Origin of the sequence: Streptomyces sp. NPDC058195, assembly GCF_042883525.1 — a bacterium.
Taxonomy (GTDB): Bacteria; Actinomycetota; Actinomycetes; order Streptomycetales; family Streptomycetaceae; genus Streptomyces.
This window is the reverse complement of sequence record NZ_JBHVVM010000039.1, coordinates 1-18,362: the sequence shown is the minus strand read 5'-3', so window position 1 is coordinate 18,362 and position 18,362 is coordinate 1. Positions and strand designations below refer to the sequence as shown.

Below are 18,362 nucleotides of genomic sequence, written 5' to 3'. Positions count from 1 at the left end.
ATTGTGCCGGTACTACTCCTTCGTGCTGTCCTCCGGCGTACCGGGCGAGGCGGCGGTGGCGGCCGGCTGCTCCTCCGGGTGGTGGCAGGCCACCTGGTGCCCGGTCCTCAGCGCGGCCAGCGGCGGTTCCTGCGTCGTGCAGACCTCGGTGGCCTTCCAGCACCGCGTGTGGAAGCGGCAGCCGCTGGGCGGCGAGATCGGCGAGGGGACGTCCCCCTTGAGCAGGATGCGCTCGCTCTTGGCCGAACGGCGCCTCGGGTCCGGGATCGGGACCGCGGAGAGCAGCGCCTTGGTGTACGGGTGCATGGGCGCCTTGTAGAGCGACTCCCGGTCGGCCAGCTCCACGATCTTGCCCAGGTACATCACCGCGATCCGGTCCGAGACGTGCCGGACCACCGACAGGTCGTGGGCAATGATCACGTAGGTGAGGCCCAGTTCGGTCTGGAGGTCGTCGAGCAGGTTCACCACCTGCGCCTGGATCGACACGTCCAGCGCGGAGACCGGTTCGTCCGCCACGACCAGCTTGGGCTTGAGCGCGAGCGCGCGGGCGATCCCGATGCGCTGGCGCTGGCCGCCGGAGAACTCGTGCGGGTAGCGGTTGTAGTGCTCCGGGTTGAGGCCCACGACCTCCAGCAGCCGCTGCACCTCCTTCTTCACACCGCCCTCGGGCGTGACGCCCTGGAGCTTGAAGGGGGCGCCGACGATCGTGCCGATCGTGTGCCGGGGGTTCAGCGAGGAGTACGGGTCCTGGAAGATCATCTGCATGTCCCGGCGCATCGGGCGCATGCCGCCCACGCCGAGGTGCGTGATGTCCCTGCCCTCGAACTCGATGTTTCCCGCGGTGGGTTCGAGCAGCCGGGTGATCAGGCGGCCCATCGTCGACTTCCCGCAGCCGGACTCCCCGACGACGCCCAGGGTCTCGCCCGAGCGCACCTCGAAGTCGATCCCGTCGACCGCCTTCACGGCACTGGTGGTGCGCTGGAGCATCCCCTTCTTGATCGGGAAGTGCTTCCGCAGCCCGGTCACCCTGAGCAGCACCTCGCGGGAGGCGGTGCCGTCGGCCGGGGCAACGGTTCCGGCGGACCTCTGCGCGGGCACGTCCGCGCCCTTGTCCTCGCTCGTCACGGCCTTGTCCTCGCTCACAGCTTGGGCGCAATCTCTTCGGTCCAGATACGCTCCCGCTGCTCCTGCGACATGTGGCAGGCCGCCCAGTGCCGGCTCCCGACCTCCTGGAGCTCGGGCCGTACGGTGCGGGTGACGTCGTCCTTGGGCACGTCCGCGTACGTGCAGCGCGGGTTGAAGGCGCAGCCGGACGGGATGTTGATGAGCGACGGCGGGGAGCCCTTGACCGGGATGAGCCGGTCGGTCTGCTCGCGGTCGAGGCGCGGCATGGAGCCCAGCAGCCCCCACGTGTAGGGGTGCCGGGGCTCGTAGAACACCTTCTCGGCCGGTCCGCGCTCCACACAGCGTCCGCCGTACATGACCAGGAGGTCGTCGGCCAGTTCGGCGACCACGCCCAGGTCGTGGGTGATGATGATGACCGCGGAGCCGAACTCCTTCTGCAGGTCCCGGATCAGGTCGAGGATCTGCGCCTGGACGGTCACGTCCAGTGCGGTCGTCGGCTCGTCGGCGATCAGCAGTTCGGGGTTGTTGACCAGCGACATGGCGATCATCGCGCGCTGGCGCATTCCGCCGGAGAACTCGTGCGGGTAGCTGTCGACGCGCTTGTCGGGCTGCGGGATGCCCACCCGGTCGAGCATCTCGACGGCCCGCTTGCGGGCGGTCTTCTTGTCGACGTCGTGGTGGACCCGGTACGCCTCCACGATCTGCTTGCCGATCGTGTAGTACGGGTGCAGCGCGGACAGCGGGTCCTGGAAGATCATGGCCATGTCGCGGCCGCGCAGCTTGCGCACCTCGTCCGGGTCGGCGGAGAGCAGTTCCCTGCCGTCCAGCCAGATCTCGCCGGAGACCCGGGCCTTGCGCTTGCCGTACTGGCCGGTGGTGTGCAGGCCCATGATGCCGAGCGAGGTGACGGACTTGCCGGAGCCGGACTCGCCGACGATGCCGAGGGTCTTGCCCTTCTCCAGCTGGAAGCTGAGCCCGTCGACGGACTTGACCACGCCGTCGTCGGTCGGGAAGTGCACCTTGAGGTCGCGCACCTCAAGGAAGGCGGTGGGGGCGGGCGAGCCGGCCTGCGTGGGTTCGCCCAGCGCGGCACCGCTCTTGTTCGGTTCGGTCATCCCAGCCTCACTCGCGGGTCGATGACGGCGTACATGATGTCGACGACGAGGTTGGCGACCGCGATCGCGAGGGCCGCGAACAGGGTGACGCCGAGAATCACCGGCAGGTCCTTGCTGCTGATCGCCTGGACCGCGGCGAGCCCGAGACCGGGCAGGTTGAACGTGGACTCGGTGAGCACGGCGCCCCCGAGGAGCACGCCGATGTCGAGGCCGAAGACGGTGAGGATCGGCGTCATCGCGGAGCGCAGGGCGTGCCGGGTGATGACGGTGCCCTCGCCGAGACCCTTGGCGCGGGCGGTACGGATGTAGTCCTCGCCGAGCACTTCCAGCATGGTGGCCCGGGTGAGCCGGGCGTACATCGCGGCGTTCAGGAAGGCGAGCACGATCCACGGCAGGATCAGGGTCTGGAACCAGACGCCGATGCCGTCGTCGGTGGAGAGGTTGTCGGCCAGGCGCACCCAGCCGAAGGTGTGCACGAACAGGCCCATGGCGACCATGCCGGTGAAGAAGATCGGCAGCGAGACACCGGCCAGCGCCGTGGTCATCGCGGCCCGGTCCCAGATGGTGCCGCGCCGCAGCGCCGAGACCACGCCGGTGGCGACACCGCCGAGGAGCCACAGGACACAGGCGCCCGCGGCGAGCGCGCCGGTGACGGGCAGCGCGTCCTTCAGGGTGGTCCACACCGGGACCTCGGTACGGAAGGAGTAGCCGAAGCAGGGCGCGGCGCAGTGGGTGACGTCGGCACCGTTCGCGTAGTCGCGACCCATCGGGATGCCCTTGACGAACTCCCAGAACTGGACGAGGAGCGGGTCGTCGAGACCCAGTTTGATCCGGATGCCCTGGAGCTGCTCGGCCCCTGTGGCCTTGCCGGCGAAGAGGACTGCGACGTCCTGACCCGCCCACTTGGGCAGCATGAAGAAGATGGTGAACGTCGCGAGCAGTACGACGAGCACCATGATGACTACGGCGAACAGGCGCCGGATGAGATAAGCAAGCACTGTGCGCGGCCCGGCGGTGGCCGGGAACCCCTTGCGGGGCTCCCGGCCACCGCCCCGGCCATCACCTGCCCTTCGGACTGGCGGGTTTCGGCGGCGGAGGTGCAGTCAACCGCGTTGACTGCGAATGCTGTCGGCTGAAGCGACTACTTGACGACGCCGAGCGAGACGTAGTCGTAACGGCCGTTGTACGCGTCGGACATGTAGGCGTTCGTCAGACGGCTGCCGCGCCAGGTGATGTTCTTCTCGTAGATGAAGGGCATCCAGTCGGCCTGGTCGAGGATCCGCTTGTCGAGCTCCTTGTAGACCTCACCGGCCTTGACCGGGTCGGTCTCCGCGATCGCCTTGTCGAAGAGCCCGTCGATCTTCGGGTCGTTCAGCTGCGACTCGTTGTAGTTGCCGGTCTCCGCGAGGAAGCGGCTGTCCCACAGCGGCTGGCCGAAGCCCTGGCCGGACGGGAAGTCCGGGCCCCAGCCGCTCATCGTCATGCCGTAGCCGCGCTTCTTCACGACGGACGGCGAGCCGGTGATGCTGGACGACTCGGCGCCGTCGATCGGGTCCACCTCGACCTTGATGCCGACCTTGCCGAGCTGCTCCTGGAGCGCCTCGGCGGTGTCGACCTCGCCCGGGTTATTGTTACGGGCGCTGAGCTTGGTGGAGAAGCCGTTCGGCTGGTTGCACTGCTTCAGCTCGTCCTTGGCCTTGGCCAGGTCCGGCTTGCCCTTGCGGGCGAGGACGCCGTACGGGTCGTAGTCGCTGTGGCCCTTGATGGAGGCCGGCAGGGTGCTGTTGGCGATCGCACCGCCCGCGAGCTCGCCACCGCGGGTCTGCTGGAGACCGGCGAAGTCCGTCGCGTAGAAGACGGCCTTGCGGCAGTGGACGTTGTCGAACGGCTTCGCGGTGTGGACCAGCGCGACGTAGCGGACGAAGGACGTCTGCATGTTGTCGACGCTGTCCTTGTGGTCCTGGACGGCGGTGACGCGGCCGGACTGGGTCATGCCGGTGCCGTTGAGGTCGACGTCGTAGTCGCCCGCCATCAGCTTCTTGTCGTTCTCCTCCAGGTTGGCGGAGATCGTCACGGTGATCTTGTCCGGCAGCGCGGCACGCAGCGGGTCCGAGGACTTCTGCCACTTGTCGTTGCGGACGAGCACGATGCTCTTGCCCGGCTTGTACGACTCGAACTTGTACGGGCCGGAGGAGAACGGGCGCTGGGTGTACTTCGTGCCGGTGTCCTTGTCCGCCTTCACGGGCGTGCCGGACGGCATGGCGAGGAACTGCTCGAAGTCACCGTTGGGCTTGGGCAGCTTGAAGACGATGGTGTTGTCGTCCGGCGTCTCGATCGCCTTCAGGCCGAGCTTGTCCGCGGACTTGTCCTTGTAGGGGCCCTTGTACTCGCCCTTGGGGTCCAGCGTCTGCATGAGGTACTGCGGGCCACCGGTGATGGTGTCCGTCGCCCAGATGCGCTCGATGCCGTACTTGACGTCCTTGGAGGTCAGCTTGGAGCCGTCCTCCCAGGTCAGGCCGTCACGCAGCTTGTACGTGTAGGTCTTGCCGCCGTCCGTGATCTCACCGGGGCCGGTGGCCAGGTCGCCGACCAGCTTGGTGGACGCCTCGCCCGGCTTGGTGTCGTAGCTGACCAGCTGACGGGTGTAGAAGCGCATGAAGTCCCAGGCCATGCCGTAGTAGGCACGCTGGGGGTCGGCGGAGTCGAGGTCCTGCTTGCCGACGAACTTCAGCGTCCCGCCCTTCTTGGCGGACGGGTTGGCGACCTTGTTGAACGCCGCGTTGTAACCGGCGCCCTTCGACTTGCCGCCGCCTTCGCTGTCGCCGCCGCCGCACGCCGAGGTGGTCATCAGCGCCGCGACCACGAGGGCCGCACCCGCGGTGAGCCGTCGTTTCGAGGTGACTGTGGACATTTTCTCGCAACCTCCGAGATCGCGGTCCCAGGCAGTTGCTTGCCAAAGAACCATGGGAAGAGCCACCTGACGATGCGGCAGGGGCAAATCGTGGGCTATCGGGTTCCCTTGGGGTCCAGGGCGTCGCGCAGCCCGTCCCCGAAGAGATTGAAGGCCAGCACGGTGATGAAGATCGTCACGCCGGGGAAGACCATGAACATCGGGTCGTGCTCGTACGTTTCCAGCGCGTCTCGGAGCATGCCGCCCCAGGAGGCGGTGGGCGGGCGGACACCGGCGCCGAGGAAGCTGAGCGCGGCTTCGGTGAGGATGTTGGTGGGGATCATCAGCGTCGCGTAGACGGTGATCGGCGCCACCAGGTTCGGCAGGAGCTCGCGGAAGAGGATGTAGGTCCGTCCGCCGCCGAGGCTGCGGGCCGCTTCCACGTACTCCCGTTCCCGCATCGAGAGCGTCTGGCCGCGGACGATGCGGCCCACGTAGGGCCAGCCGAAGAAGCCGATGACGGCGATGAGCACGGCGATGCGTACGCCGCTGCCGGTGAGGCCGAGCAGGTCGTCGGGGAGCACCGACACCAGGGAGATGATGAAGAGCAGCTGCGGGAACGACAGCAGCACGTCCATGACCCGGCTGATCACCGCGTCCACCCAGCCGCCGAAGTATCCGGCGATGATCCCGAACAGGGTTCCGAGCGCGACGGCGACCAGCGCCGCCAGGAAGGCCACCAGCAGGGAGATCCGGGCGCCGTAGACGATCCGGCTGAAGATGTCGCGGCCCTTGTTCGGCTCGACGCCGAAGAGGTAGTCGCCGCTGACCCCGCCGAGGCTGCCCTGGGGGAGGTTGGTCAGCGGATCGAGCATGTCCTGGTGGAACTCGTTCGGCGGGTGTCCGAACAGGCTGACGATCAGCGGCGCGAAGATTGCCACCAGAACGAGGACGAGGACGGTGATGCCGCCGGCCAGCGCGACCTTGTCCTGCTTCAGACGGCTCCAGGCGATCTGCTTGAGCGACCGTCCCTCGACCTTCTTCGCCCCGGAGTCGACCGCAAGGCCGCCGACCGCGTCCGGATCCGCTTCCTTGGTCGGCTCGTGCAGTGGTGCCGTCATCGTGGCAAGGACCCCTCTCAACCGGCGGTGGCCGGGCCGAACTGGCCGCTGTGGCGGCGCGGATCAGTCAGTCGTACGCGGAGCGGCAAGACGCCCTTGCTGCGGGAGTCTTCATTGCCGTCACTACAGGGAGCCATACCGGCAGGCGAATGGATGCCTAACCGTGATGCGGTCCTGGGTGTTCCGTTATCCGGACGCGGGCGAACGACCGCCGAACACTGGTCAGTTGAGGCGTAAGGGGGCAGTCGCGCAGAATCACGGCGCAATCGTCACCAGGGGTGCGCAGTGCGCAATTCCCGGACATTGAAGGCCCGATGGGCCCGGATGGGGGTGAACACGCATCAGATCATGAGGAGTTGGCGTCTTATGCGCACGTTGCGGAAATCTGGAAACGTAACGTGCCATTCCGGTTTTCTTCGCCTTCGGGGCGTTTTCGCCTGTACGCGGCCCGCGGCGGGCATCAGTGCGCGGCCCGAGGCGGGCATCAGTGCGTGCACTGCGGCGGGTATCAGTGCGCGGGGCGCGGCGGGTCTCAGTACGTGGACTGCGGCGGGTAGCCGTATCCCGCGGCGGGAGCCACCGGGGCGTGCGCCTCGCGGTCGTAGAACGGGCGGGCGTTGGCGCGCAGCCACATCGCGACCGGGTCGTAGTCGTCGGACATCGCGACGGTGGAGACGGGCAGCCCGTCCGGGACGGCGGAGATCGACTGCTGCATCATCGTGCGCGCCGCGTCCACCGAGGACGGGCCGGTGTCGTAGAGGTCGAGCCCGATCGTGAGGTACGGGGCGCCGAGCGCGGGCTGCACCCAGGCGCGGCGCAGCGAGCGGACCGCGGGAGTGCGGTGGGCGTTCTGCGTGAGCAGGGCGTAGAACTGCGGGATCTCGATGGCCGGCTCGGTCAGGCGCAGCGGCCCCGCGGGCATCCGGTCAAGGCCCGTGGCGATCCGGCGCAGGTCCAGCCAGGGGATGCCGATGCCGCCGCCGGGGGCGTGCGGGTTGAGCCAGATGCCCCAGCGGTCGGGGAAGAGGGCGCGGGCGATGTCCAGGCCGTCGACCAGTTCGTGGGCGCGGTTCCAGCCGCTGGCGGAGAGCTCCTGGGCGGAGGTCACGCAGGGGGCGTAGCCGAGGCCGTCGACCTCCATGTTCCCGTACTGCGCGTCGGGCGATCCGGCCTGGCCCTGCCACAGCAGCATCCAGATCCGGCCGTGGGCGAGGGCCTGGAGCAGCGCCTCGTACGCGTCGTAGCGTCCGGGCGTCACTTGGCGCAGCATGTGCTCGACCTGCCCGGCCGCCGCGGTGCCTGACGCACTCACCTGGTCCCGCCCCTCTTCGATCCACTGTGCCGGTCGGCCGCTCCCGGGCACACGGGCGCGGCCGGTGCCGAGGCACCCGCCATGAAACCAGCTTATGCGCCGGTCATGACACCGACTTGACGCCATGGTCCGCGGCGGCACCCGGCTCCGGCACGGCCGGAAACGTACATGACACCCCTGAGCGGACCGTCCGGCGGCCCGTCCGGCGGGCGTCTACCGGCCGTCTACTGGCCTGCCCGCTGGTAGAACGGCCGGACCTTCTCGCGCATCCAGTCGCCGACTGGGTCCTGGGCGACATCGAGCAGCACCAGGTTGACCGGCCAGGGCACCGCGACCCGGCCCAGGGCGCGGCCCAGGGCGTCCATCGGGGCGTTGCGCCCCGCGCCCTCCCAGGTGGAGAACTCCACGCCGACGAAGAGAACGGGCTCGCCGCCCTCGATGCTGGCCAGCGCCCGGCGGGCGGAGAGCACGACGCCGCTCTCCTCGAACTCCCCGGCCGCCGCGGCGAGGAAGTCGACGGGCTCCTCCTGCCAGTCCGGCTCGTACAGCCGGACCCGGCCGCCACTGGCCGGGCCGTCCAGCGGGGTGCGGCCGATCCGGCAGAGCTCGGCGACGGCGGGCGACGGCAGCGGCATCCCGACCGCGCCGCCCGGGTTCACCACGATGCCGAGCTGGGGCGGCAGGCCGCGGGCGAATTCGCGGGCGGGCGCGACCGTGAAGGACATGGGGCCGCCGACGCAGGCGAGGAACTGCTGCTCGGAGCTGAAGACGGGGACGTACGCGGCGCCGTCGAGCTCCAGCGTGGGCAGGTCGAGGGACGGGGAGTCGGGTCCGCCGCCGTTGGGCAGCGGCACCCAGACCTGGCTGCGGCCGAGCACCTCGACGAGGCGTCCGCCCGCCTCCGGGTTGCCCACCGAGGCCATCAGCACCTCTTCGAGCTCATTGGCCGGCCACCCGCTCTGCGGATGCGCCTGGGCCTGCGCCGGAATGTCCACTGCTTCCCCTGCTTCCCCTTCTCACCCACGCTTCCGCGCTTCCGCGCAGAAGGTTAGCGCCCGGCCCCGGGCCGCCCGGCCGTGAAGGCGATCCGCCCGAGCCGCCCCGCCGCCTCCCGGTCCAGCAGTACCGCCGAGGCGCAGCCGGCCGGGAGCACGCCGTCGGCCGTCGCCGCCAGCAGCCGGCCCACCGCTCTGCGGTGCCGGGCGAAGGCGTACGCGGACACCCCGCGCCCGCGCTCGCGCTGGCCCTCCCGGGCGGTCTGCGGGCTGACGTCGAGCAGCACGAGGTGCAGGAGCCCGCCCCGGCGCCGGACGGACCGCGCCAGCCAGCCGCGGACCCACGCCTGGGTTCCGCAGTCGTGGACGACGGCCGACTCCCCGGATCGCAGCACCCGCCACAGCCCCCAGTAGTGGGCGACGCGGACCAGCGGGCGGTAGAGGGCGTAGGGAAGTAAGCGGGGCATGACCCGCGCCCAGCGGTCCCGGGTGTCCTGCGAGTCGATGGCGTGGGCCGTCCTCACCACCCGCCGGATCAGCGTGGACTTCCCGCTGCCGGGAAGCCCGGAGACCACCACCACGTCCCCCGCGGCGAAGTGCAGCCCTCGCGGGCTGCGCCCGGCCCGTTCGCGCAGATCCCGCACGACGGGCGCGAGCCCGCCGGACGCCTCCCGCGCCGGAGCCCCGGACCGCGCGGCCACCGCGCCGTGCGCGACCCCCGCGGTCGTCGCGTACCGCTGCAACGTCATCGCCCTCCCCCATGGTCGGCTCACCCCAACCCCCTGCCCATGAAGTGTAAAGAAAAGGTAATGCGATACAACCGCCCGCGCCGGTTATTTCCACCGGGGGACCGGGGGACCATTCCGACGCGATGCGTGCGATGATGACCCGGCCAACTGCATAAAGGCCGCTTGAATCCGCGCGGGAGAGTTCCGGTCACTGTCCGTGCCGGGCGCCGAAGGAGCAAGTTCCTCCCTTGAATCTCTCAGGCCCCGTACCGCGTGGATGAGGCAGATCTGAAAAGCGGGCCGCTTCGCGGCTCCACCCAAGGTGCAAGCCGAACCCTTCCGGGGCTCTCGGCGAACCTCTCAGGTTCCGATGACAGATGGGGAGGGTTCGTCCATGTCGTCATGTTCCGGGAGTCACACTCATGAGCACCGCACCCCGCCTCACCGCCCTCGATGCCCTGCACCGTTCGCTGGGCGCGACCATGACCGACTTCGCGGGCTGGGACATGCCCCTGCGGTACGCCAGTGAGCGCGACGAGCACCACGCGGTGCGCACCCGGGCCGGGCTCTTCGACCTGTCGCACATGGGCGAGATCACCGTCACCGGCGCCGGGGCGGCGGCGTTCCTGAACTTCGCCCTGGTCGGCAACATCGGCACCGTCGCCGTGGGCCGCGCCCGCTACACGATGATCTGCGCCGAGGACGGCGGCATCCTGGACGACCTGATCGTGTACCGGCTCGGAGAGAGCGAGTACATGGTCGTGGCCAACGCGGGCAACGCCCAGACCGTGCTGGACGCGCTGACCGCGCGGGCCGGGGGCTTCGCCGTCGAGGTGCGCGACGACCGCGCCGCGTACGCGCTGCTCGCCGTCCAGGGCCCGGAGTCCTCCGCGATCCTGGCCTCGGTCACCGACGCCGACCTGGACGGTCTGAAGTACTACGCCGGCCTGCCGGGCACGGTCGCCGGGGTTCCCGCGCTGATCGCCCGTACCGGGTACACCGGTGAGGACGGCTTCGAGCTGTTCGTCGCCCCCGAGCACGCCGAGCAGCTGTGGAAGGCGCTGACCGAGGCGGGCGCCGGGCGCGGCCTGGTCCCGTGCGGGCTGTCCTGCCGCGACACGCTGCGCCTGGAGGCGGGCATGCCGCTGTACGGGCACGAGCTGACCACCGCGCTGACCCCGTTCGACGCCGGTCTCGGCCGGGTCGTGAAGTTCGAGAAGGAGGGCGACTTCGTCGGCCGCAAGGCCCTGGAGGCCGCCGCCGAGCGCGCCGAGACCGCCCCGCCGCGCAAGCTGGTCGGGCTGGTCGCCGAGGGCCGCCGGGTGCCGCGCGCCGGCTTCCCCGTGACCGTCGGCGGCGAGGTCGTCGGCGAGGTCACCTCCGGCGCCCCCTCTCCCACCCTGGGCAAGCCGATCGCCATGGCCTACGTCGACGCCGCGCACGCCACGCCCGGCACCGAGGGCGTCGCCGTGGACATCCGGGGCAGCCACGAGCCGTACGAGGTCGTGGCGCTGCCGTTCTACAAGCGCCAGAAGTGACGTCGGGCGCCGGAAGCAACGTCCGGGCCCGGAAGCGACGTCAGGCGCCGTAAGGCACACCGGCGTCCCCGGGATCCGGCACCGGCACCCGGAAGAAAGGCCGCGTCCGCGTCGCAGAAGTGACGTAGTCGCGTCTCACACCGTAAGACCACCGTTCATCAGCACTCCCCCGCGTACAGGAGAATTCAGGTCATGAGCAACCCCCAGCAGCTGCGGTACAGCAAGGAGCACGAGTGGCTGTCGGCCGTCGAGGACGGCGTGGCCACGATCGGCATCACCGAATTCGCGGCGAACGCTCTCGGTGACGTCGTCTACGCCCAGCTCCCCGCGGTCGGTGACACGGTGACCGCGGGCGAGACCTGCGGCGAGCTGGAGTCCACCAAGTCCGTGAGCGACCTGTACTCGCCGGTGACCGGTGAGGTCACCGAGGCGAACCAGGACGTCGTGGACGACCCGTCGCTGGTGAACACCGCTCCTTTCGAGGGCGGCTGGCTGTTCAAGGTACGTGTCGCGGAGGAGCCGGGGGACCTGCTCTCCGCTGACGAGTACACCGAGTTCTCCGGCAACTAAAGAGACCCCAAGGGACCACCTGATGTCGCTTCTCAACTCCTCCCTCCACGAGCTGGACCCGGACGTCGCCGCCGCTGTCGACGCCGAGCTCCACCGTCAGCAGTCCACCCTCGAGATGATCGCCTCGGAGAACTTCGCTCCGGTCGCGGTCATGGAGGCCCAGGGCTCCGTCCTCACCAACAAGTACGCCGAGGGCTACCCCGGCCGCCGCTACTACGGCGGCTGCGAGCACGTCGATGTCGTCGAGCAGATCGCCATCGACCGGATCAAGGCGCTCTTCGGCGCCGAGGCCGCGAACGTCCAGCCGCACTCCGGTGCGCAGGCCAACGCCGCCGCGATGTTCGCGCTGCTCAAGCCGGGCGACACGATCATGGGCCTGAACCTGGCCCACGGCGGTCACCTGACCCACGGCATGAAGATCAACTTCTCCGGCAAGCTCTACAACGTGGTCCCGTACCACGTCGACGAGACCGGTGTCGTGGACATGGCCGAGGTGGAGCGGCTCGCCAAGGAGTCCAAGCCGAAGCTGATCGTCGCCGGCTGGTCCGCGTACCCGCGCCAGCTGGACTTCGCCGCCTTCCGCCGGATCGCGGACGAGGTCGGCGCGTACCTGATGGTCGACATGGCCCACTTCGCGGGCCTGGTGGCCGCGGGCCTGCACCCCAACCCGGTGCCGCACGCCCATGTCGTCACGACCACCACGCACAAGACCCTCGGCGGTCCGCGCGGCGGTGTCATCCTGTCGACGCAGGAGCTGGCCAAGAAGATCAACTCCGCGGTCTTCCCGGGTCAGCAGGGCGGTCCGCTGGAGCACGTGATCGCGGCCAAGGCGGTCTCCTTCAAGGTCGCCGCGTCCGAGGAGTTCAAGGAGCGCCAGCAGCGCACCCTGGACGGCGCCCGCATCCTCGCCGAGCGCCTGGTGCAGCCGGACGTCACCGAGGCCGGTGTCTCCGTGCTGTCCGGCGGCACGGACGTGCACCTGGTCCTGGTCGACCTGCGCGACTCCGAGCTGGACGGCCAGCAGGCCGAGGACCGGCTCCACGAGATCGGCATCACGGTCAACCGGAACGCCGTTCCGAACGACCCGCGCCCGCCGATGGTCACCTCGGGTCTGCGGATCGGCACGCCCGCCCTGGCGACCCGCGGTTTCCTGACCGAGGACTTCACCGAGGTCGCGGAGATCATCGCCGCCGCGCTCAAGCCGTCCTACGACGCGGACGCGCTGAAGGCCCGTGTCGTCGCGCTGGCCGAGAAGTACCCGCTGTACCCCGGCCTCGGCTAGGGACGCGGTTCGTCATCATCGGGGGCGGGGCACCGCGCGCACGTGTCGTGAGCGCGGTGCCCCCGTCCTTGTCCCACCGCACCACCGGCAGACAACGACGTCTACCAGCCCCTGAGGAGTCCCCGTGGCCATCTCGGTCTTCGACCTGTTCTCGATCGGCATCGGCCCGTCCAGCTCCCATACGGTCGGCCCGATGCGCGCCGCCCGTATGTTCGCTCGCCGGCTCAAGAACGAGGGCCTGATCGCCCACACCGCCTCGATACGTGCCGAGCTGTACGGTTCACTCGGCGCGACCGGCCACGGCCACGGCACGCCGAAGGCGGTCCTGCTCGGGCTGGAGGGCGAATCGCCCCGCACGGTGGACGTCGAGTCGGCCGACGAACGGGTGGAGCGCATCCGCGCCACCGGCCGGATCAACCTCCTCGGCATGCACGAGATCGGCTTCGACGCCGACGAGCAGCTGATCCTGCACCGCCGCAAGGCCCTCCCGTACCACGCCAACGGCATGAGCATCCACGCCTACGGCCACGAGGGCGCCCTGCTCCTGGAGAAGACCTACTACTCGGTCGGCGGCGGCTTCGTCGTCGACGAGGACGCGGTGGGCGAGGACCGGATCGTCCTCGACGACACCGTACTCACGCACCCCTTCCGCACCGGGGACGAGCTGCTGCGGCTCTCCAGGGAGACCGGCCTGTCCATCTCCTCGCTGATGCTGGAGAACGAGAAGGCCTGGCGCACCGAGGACGAGATCCGCTCCGGTCTGCTGGACATCTGGCGCGTCATGCAGGCCTGTGTCTCGCGCGGCATGTCCCGCGAGGGCATCCTCCCCGGCGGCCTCAAGGTCCGCCGCCGCGCCGCGACCACCGCCCGCCAGCTGCGCGCCGAGGGCGACCCGCAGACCCACGCGATGGAGTGGATCACCCTCTACGCGATGGCGGTCAACGAGGAGAACGCGGCGGGCGGCCGGGTCGTCACCGCGCCCACCAACGGCGCCGCGGGCATCATCCCGGCGGTGCTGCACTACTACATGAACTTCGCGGCGGGCGGCGCCACCGAGGCGGAGAAGGAGGACGGCGTCGTCCGCTTCCTCCTGGCGGCCGGGGCCATCGGCATGCTCTTCAAGGAGAACGCCTCCATCTCGGGCGCCGAGGTCGGCTGTCAGGGCGAGGTCGGCTCCGCCTGCTCCATGGCGGCCGGGGCCCTCGCGGAGGTGCTCGGCGGCAGCGCCGAGCAGGTGGAGAACGCGGCCGAGATCGGCATGGAGCACAACCTGGGCCTGACCTGCGACCCGGTCGGCGGTCTCGTCCAGATCCCGTGCATCGAACGCAACGGCATGGCCGCGGTCAAGGCCGTCACGGCGGCGAAGATGGCGCTGCGCGGCGACGGCAGCCACAAGGTCTCCCTCGACAAGGTCATCAAGACCATGAAGGAGACCGGCGCCGACATGAGCGTGAAGTACAAGGAGACCGCGCGCGGCGGGCTCGCGGTGAACATCATCGAGTGCTGAGGGCCCCGGACCTCACCCGCGTGTGACCCTCTTCGCCGCACGTCCACAGCCGTTCCCGCCGGTGCGGGGACAGTTCCGGACGGGCCTGGCCCCCTGGAGCGGGGGTCAGGAACCCGCCGCCGCGTACGCGCCGAGCCAGCCCGAGGCCACCCGGTCGCCACGGGTGAAGACCGCCGCACCGCTGCGCCCCGCCGACGGGTCGGCCGGTCCGGCGGGCGGAAGGGGCAGCGTGGTCTCCTCACCGTGGGCGGAGGACGAGGCCGTGGCCGCCCCGTTCCACAGGCGCCGGGCCCCGCGGGCGCGGCCGGACGCCGGGACGCTGACGGCCGGGGCCGCCCGCGCCGCCTCGCGCGCCACGGCGCCACCGCCCAGCTGGTCGTCCCGTTTCACCCCGAGATCCGCGAGGGCGAGGGCGGCCGGGCAACCGGGGCAGACGAGCGCCGAGTACTGATAGGTGCGGCCCTGGGACTCATACGGTCTGCGCAGAGCGTGCGGCGCGCCGTCGCATCGCGGTCAGCGCCGGTCCACTTCCTTCTCCTAGCTCCATCCCGGCTCCGCCTCATAGCTCCATCCCGGCTCCGCGAACCGTGCCGGGAACGTTCCGCCCAGCGCGACGCCCCACCGCTCCCGGGCGAAGCCGGGGACCGACCCCGTCACGCCCGCCTCATCACTGCCCATGCCCCGGCTCTGTCATCCCGCGGTCGCCATGCGCACACGGTCCGTGCGGTGCCGGTCATCGGCCGGGGAGGCGAAGACCTGCCCCGGAGGGGATCGCGCGCGCCGAGGGCCCTCCGGCGGACGCCCGCCGGGGAGGCTCTCGTCGTGCTCGTGACCGTGGCTGGCGTGGTCGTCGCACCGCCGGTCCCTCAGCGCAGGTGCACGGGCAGCGCCTCGATGCCGTACACGATGGAGAGTTTGCGGAAGGCGAGGTTCTGCGCCGGGACGGCGAGCCGCATCGCCGGGAAGCGCCGGACCAGGGCCGGGTAGGCGACGCGCAGTTCCATGCGGGCCAGTTCGGCGCCGACGCAGCGGTGGATGCCGTGGCCGAAGGCGAGGTGGCCAGCCGAGGTGACGCGGTCCAGATCGAAGCGGCCGTCGTCCGTGACGTACCCGGCGTCGCGGTTGGCACCGCTCAGCGAGCAGAGCACCATGTCGCCCTCGGGGATCACCACGCCGCCGATCTCGATGTCCCGGCGGGCGAACCGCGGGAAGGCGATCTGCACCGCGGAGGTGTAGCGCAGCGCCTCCTCGACGAACGGAGCGGCCACCGCGTCGTCGGTCCGCATCCGCTCCCGCGCGTCCGCGTTCTGGAGCAGTACGAGCGAGCCGAGCGCGATCGTGCTGGCGGTGGTCTCGAAGCCGCCGGTGAGCACCCCGTCGGCGAGGCCCGCGAGTTCGTCGTCGCCGATGTCGTCGCCGTGCTCCCGCACGATCATGCCCAGGAGCCCGTCCCCCGGATTGCGCCGCTGGGCCCGGACCACACCCCGGAAGTACTCCATCGACTCCGACATCGCGCCGAACGGGGCGGTGGGGCTGGCGAAGAGGTCGAAGCGGTCCATGGCGAGCTGCTGGAAGTCCGCACGGTCCTCGTAGGGCACGCCCAGCAGCTCGCATATCGTGAGCGACGGGATAGGCAGCGCGAACTCCTTCACCAGGTCGACCGGGCCCGGCGCGGACTCCATCGCGGCGAGCCGCTCCGCCACGATGGCGTCGATCCTGGGCGCCAGCCGCCGCAGCCGGCGCATCGTGAACTCCGGGGTCAGGATGCGGCGCAGCCGGGTGTGCACCGGCGGGTCGCTGAAGCCGAGCCCGCCGGGGCTCTGTTCGGCGGCCACCCCCGCGTTCGTCGCGAGATGGGCGAAGTCGGTGCTGAAGCCGTCCGCCGAACCGAGGACGGCCTTCGACTCCTGGTAGCCGGTGACCACCCAGGCGTCCATTCCGAACGGCAGCGAGACCTTGTGCACGGGCCGCTTCGCCCGGGTCCTGGCGAGCTTGTCCACCGGGTCGAGCCCGTCCCTGCGCAGCATCATCAGCAGGTCGTCGGGGAGCAGCCGGACCGTGGAGGACCCGATCCCGTACTTCTGGATACGGGACAGGTAGCCGCGCCCGATCCGGGCGGTGATACGGGAGCGGAACGTCGTAGTCAATCTGCACTCCAGTGGTTGTCGTGCGCCCCGTGCACCGGGTACGGACGGAGGAAGAACGGATGGGGAAATCGGAAACGGAAAACGCGTGCGGACATGGATAAGGACGTACGAACGGCAGGTCGGGATGCGCTCGATGGCCATAACGGCCCTGCTTTCGCCGCACGGCATTCTGACCCAGAGCGTGAACGGGCGGTGCCTCTGCGGTACCGGAGCGGTCCGGCTGCCGTGCGTACGTGCCCCGTTCACGCACCCGGTGTCCGTTTCGTCCCTGCCCTTGAGTCCCTCCGCCCCGGCCGGACCGACGTACGGGCGGCGTTTCCTGACGCCGAGCGCTGGTTCCGGCCCGGCGCGACGACCGGAACCGGCCGGCGGCGGGGCGCGGCTTCGGGCACGCGACGGGCGCGAGCAGGGGACAGTAGCCTGTCGGCGGTGCGGGGGCGGCGATCCGGGGTGGATGTCGGATGAACAGCGGATCGCTGGAGGCCATTCCCGGACGGCTGCGGGCCGTCGACCGGGACGGTCCGGAAAGCGGCCTTCGTCCACGCGCGTTCGCGCACCACGCTGACGCGTGAGCGCATGCGCCGTGCGGCCCCGTGGGCGCGGGCCACCGCCTCCCTCACGGTGGCCAGCGGCCTCGTACCGCCCAGCCTCTCCCAGGATCGGGGCGGCCCGCGGGCTCTCAGGGAATCCGCAGCGTGTCCAGCGGTGGCCCGCGGTTCGATCCGCGCGTATCAGCGGGGCGGATCCGTGAGTTCGGCACCACCGCGGGTGGGACGGCCGGGAGTATTCGGGTCGGTCAGCAGCGCCGAGCCAGGTACAGGCCGGACCCGCCACGGCGCGGTGGCCCCGTGCTGTCCGGCGTCACGGCATGACCTGCCGATCGCCCAACGGCAGAGGCAGGCGCCGACGTCGGCGCCTGCCTCTGGGTCAGCGGTTCTCGGCAGCACCTACACGGTAATGGTTCTCACGTAGGCGGCCGTGGCCTTCACTCCACCGGGACAATGATTAGTGGAGAGCTTTCCAGCCTTTACCCAGGGGCCGATTCCGGCATGTTTGCCGTTGCAGTAGAGACCGACCGCATGGCGGCGGTTGGACGGAAGCTGCGGGCAGGACGAATACCCGGTGCCACCGCCCTGGTCCGCGTCCAGGGCCGTGTACTTCGCCTTGCAGCCCCAGCGGGTTTCAGAGTCCACCGCCGCTGCTGAGCCCGCAGTTGACATGAAGCCGGTCACGGCCATCACTGATACGGCGAACGCTATTGCTGTCTTTCTCAATTCAATTTCCTTTCATTTCCGCTAGTTCGAATATGCGGGGCGAGCGTAACCGGGCGCCGCGTCGGGTCGATATGGAGAGGAACCTTTGTTACGAACCTTGCACGCGCCGAGAACGCGTTCGTCACCGGCCTCTCCCGGCGGCCGGGCAGCGCGCACGGCCGCACGGCCGTCTGCCGCATCGCTCCGGCGGCGGACCGGTCCGCCCGGTCACGTCGGCGCCCGGTGCCCGGTACCGGGGACGCCCAGTCGCGCGGGAGCGAGCGGGAGTTCATCCCGCGGCTCGGCCGCGCTCCCGCGACCGCCCGACACCGGCATCGAGACCAGCACCGGCACGGCTCCTGCCGCCCGCTGTCTGTGCGCGGTGTGAAGATCCGCGGAAGATCCCCGGGAGCCCGGTCGCGCCGGGAGGGCTCCCGCGCACGGCCGTCCGGTCAAGCGCTTCGTTTCCGCACCTCGTTGACCCTGCGCTGCCGCGGTGGGCATGTCACAGCCTGTCCACAGCCCCGACGGCCTCGATTGCCTCAGCGCCCCCGGAGTTGATAGGCATGCGTAGTACGTTTGTTTGATCGGGCTCGGTAGGGGGACTGGATGAAGTTCGATATGGGGTCGCAGGTTCTGACGACGCTGTCGTCGAAGTCGCGTGGGTCGAGTGATGACCTGGGAACGCTGATCCGTCAGCTGGTGCAGGCGGCGGCGCCGTTGGAGGGGAAGTTCCACGGTGCGGGGCGGGTGGCGTTCGACTCGTTCAAGAGCCGTTC

General features: G+C 70.2%; 16 protein-coding genes and 1 riboswitch. Of the genes, 4 read left to right on the top strand and 12 right to left on the bottom strand.

What is annotated here, in order from left to right; genetic code table 11:
• Window positions 1–12: 12 nt before the first annotated feature.
• The 8 genes from ACFVWY_RS32555 to ACFVWY_RS32520 all read right to left on the bottom strand — a co-directional run bounded on the left by ACFVWY_RS32555 (window position 13) and on the right by ACFVWY_RS32520 (window position 9,307).
• Window positions 13–1,098 (bottom strand): ABC transporter ATP-binding protein, encoded by a 1,086-nt coding sequence (locus ACFVWY_RS32555; protein WP_389878544.1) that lies wholly within the window; start codon window positions 1,096–1,098, stop codon window positions 13–15.
• A gap of 41 nt (window positions 1,099–1,139) precedes the next feature.
• Complete coding sequence (locus tag ACFVWY_RS32550; RefSeq protein WP_389878510.1) at window positions 1,140–2,240, bottom strand: ABC transporter ATP-binding protein; 1,101 nt, start codon at window positions 2,238–2,240, stop codon at window positions 1,140–1,142.
• Window positions 2,237–3,238 carry an ABC transporter permease gene (locus tag ACFVWY_RS32545; protein WP_389878509.1) on the bottom strand — a complete coding sequence of 334 codons (1,002 nt, stop codon included), beginning with the start codon at window positions 3,236–3,238 and terminating at the stop codon, window positions 2,237–2,239. The genes ACFVWY_RS32550 and ACFVWY_RS32545 overlap by 4 nt, the downstream gene beginning before the upstream one ends.
• A gap of 143 nt (window positions 3,239–3,381) precedes the next feature.
• Window positions 3,382–5,151, bottom strand: coding sequence for an ABC transporter substrate-binding protein (locus ACFVWY_RS32540; RefSeq protein WP_389878508.1), 1,770 nt, complete (start codon window positions 5,149–5,151; stop codon window positions 3,382–3,384).
• A gap of 95 nt (window positions 5,152–5,246) precedes the next feature.
• Complete coding sequence (locus ACFVWY_RS32535) at window positions 5,247–6,251, bottom strand: ABC transporter permease (protein WP_389878507.1); 1,005 nt, start codon at window positions 6,249–6,251, stop codon at window positions 5,247–5,249.
• 532 nt (window positions 6,252–6,783) lie between these two features.
• The gene (locus ACFVWY_RS32530; RefSeq protein WP_389878506.1) at window positions 6,784–7,563 is read right to left on the bottom strand and encodes an enhanced serine sensitivity protein SseB C-terminal domain-containing protein; all 780 of its coding nucleotides are present in this window, start codon (window positions 7,561–7,563) and stop codon (window positions 6,784–6,786) included.
• A gap of 224 nt (window positions 7,564–7,787) precedes the next feature.
• Window positions 7,788–8,558 (bottom strand): enhanced serine sensitivity protein SseB, encoded by a 771-nt coding sequence (locus tag ACFVWY_RS32525; RefSeq protein WP_389878505.1) that lies wholly within the window; start codon window positions 8,556–8,558, stop codon window positions 7,788–7,790.
• Between the two features lie 53 nt (window positions 8,559–8,611).
• A complete protein-coding gene (locus tag ACFVWY_RS32520) occupies window positions 8,612–9,307 on the bottom strand; it encodes an AAA family ATPase (RefSeq protein ID WP_389878504.1) in 696 nt (231 codons plus the stop codon).
• A 163-nt stretch (window positions 9,308–9,470) separates the two neighbouring features.
• A riboswitch (glycine riboswitch) is annotated at window positions 9,471–9,568 on the top strand.
• Window positions 9,569–9,708: 140 nt separating this feature from the next.
• On the opposite strand from ACFVWY_RS32520, the gene gcvT reads away from it, so the two are divergent.
• From gcvT to ACFVWY_RS32500, 4 genes are all read left to right on the top strand, one after another.
• Window positions 9,709–10,824, top strand: a complete 1,116-nt coding sequence (gcvT, locus tag ACFVWY_RS32515; RefSeq protein ID WP_389878503.1) for a glycine cleavage system aminomethyltransferase GcvT — start codon at window positions 9,709–9,711, stop codon at window positions 10,822–10,824.
• 192 nt (window positions 10,825–11,016) lie between these two features.
• Window positions 11,017–11,394, top strand: a complete 378-nt coding sequence (gene gcvH, locus ACFVWY_RS32510) for a glycine cleavage system protein GcvH (protein ID WP_389878502.1) — start codon at window positions 11,017–11,019, stop codon at window positions 11,392–11,394.
• A 22-nt stretch (window positions 11,395–11,416) separates the two neighbouring features.
• A complete protein-coding gene (gene glyA / locus ACFVWY_RS32505) occupies window positions 11,417–12,676 on the top strand; it encodes a serine hydroxymethyltransferase (protein WP_389878501.1) in 1,260 nt (419 codons plus the stop codon).
• A gap of 124 nt (window positions 12,677–12,800) precedes the next feature.
• Window positions 12,801–14,183 (top strand): L-serine ammonia-lyase, encoded by a 1,383-nt coding sequence (locus ACFVWY_RS32500; protein WP_389878500.1) that lies wholly within the window; start codon window positions 12,801–12,803, stop codon window positions 14,181–14,183.
• Between the two features lie 105 nt (window positions 14,184–14,288).
• On the opposite strand, the gene ACFVWY_RS32495 is transcribed toward ACFVWY_RS32500, so the two are convergent.
• The 4 genes from ACFVWY_RS32495 to ACFVWY_RS32480 form a co-directional block, all read right to left on the bottom strand.
• Entirely contained in the window at window positions 14,289–14,573 is a 285-nt protein-coding gene (locus ACFVWY_RS32495; RefSeq protein WP_389878499.1) for a hypothetical protein, read from the bottom strand.
• A 147-nt stretch (window positions 14,574–14,720) separates the two neighbouring features.
• A complete protein-coding gene (locus tag ACFVWY_RS32490; RefSeq protein WP_389878498.1) occupies window positions 14,721–14,861 on the bottom strand; it encodes a hypothetical protein in 141 nt (46 codons plus the stop codon).
• 188 nt (window positions 14,862–15,049) lie between these two features.
• Window positions 15,050–16,330, bottom strand: coding sequence for a cytochrome P450 (locus ACFVWY_RS32485; protein ID WP_389878497.1), 1,281 nt, complete (start codon window positions 16,328–16,330; stop codon window positions 15,050–15,052).
• A 947-nt stretch (window positions 16,331–17,277) separates the two neighbouring features.
• Window positions 17,278–17,604, bottom strand: coding sequence for a hypothetical protein (locus ACFVWY_RS32480; protein WP_389878496.1), 327 nt, complete (start codon window positions 17,602–17,604; stop codon window positions 17,278–17,280).
• Between the last annotated feature and the right edge of the window lie 758 nt (window positions 17,605–18,362).

What these genes read in the sequence shown, in the direction of transcription:
- gcvH (WP_389878502.1), top strand. Translation starts at nt 11,017, where the DNA reads ATGAGCAACCCCCAGCAGCTGCGGTACAGCAAGGAGCACGAGTGGCTG.
- ACFVWY_RS32550 (WP_389878510.1), bottom strand. Translation starts at nt 2,240, where the DNA reads ATGACCGAACCGAACAAGAGCGGTGCCGCGCTGGGCGAACCCACGCAG.
- ACFVWY_RS32540 (WP_389878508.1), bottom strand. Translation starts at nt 5,151, where the DNA reads ATGTCCACAGTCACCTCGAAACGACGGCTCACCGCGGGTGCGGCCCTC.
- ACFVWY_RS32535 (WP_389878507.1), bottom strand. Translation starts at nt 6,251, where the DNA reads ATGACGGCACCACTGCACGAGCCGACCAAGGAAGCGGATCCGGACGCG.
- ACFVWY_RS32520 (WP_389878504.1), bottom strand. Translation starts at nt 9,307, where the DNA reads ATGACGTTGCAGCGGTACGCGACGACCGCGGGGGTCGCGCACGGCGCG.
- gcvT (WP_389878503.1), top strand. Translation starts at nt 9,709, where the DNA reads ATGAGCACCGCACCCCGCCTCACCGCCCTCGATGCCCTGCACCGTTCG.
- glyA (WP_389878501.1), top strand. Translation starts at nt 11,417, where the DNA reads ATGTCGCTTCTCAACTCCTCCCTCCACGAGCTGGACCCGGACGTCGCC.
- ACFVWY_RS32490 (WP_389878498.1), bottom strand. Translation starts at nt 14,861, where the DNA reads ATGGGCAGTGATGAGGCGGGCGTGACGGGGTCGGTCCCCGGCTTCGCC.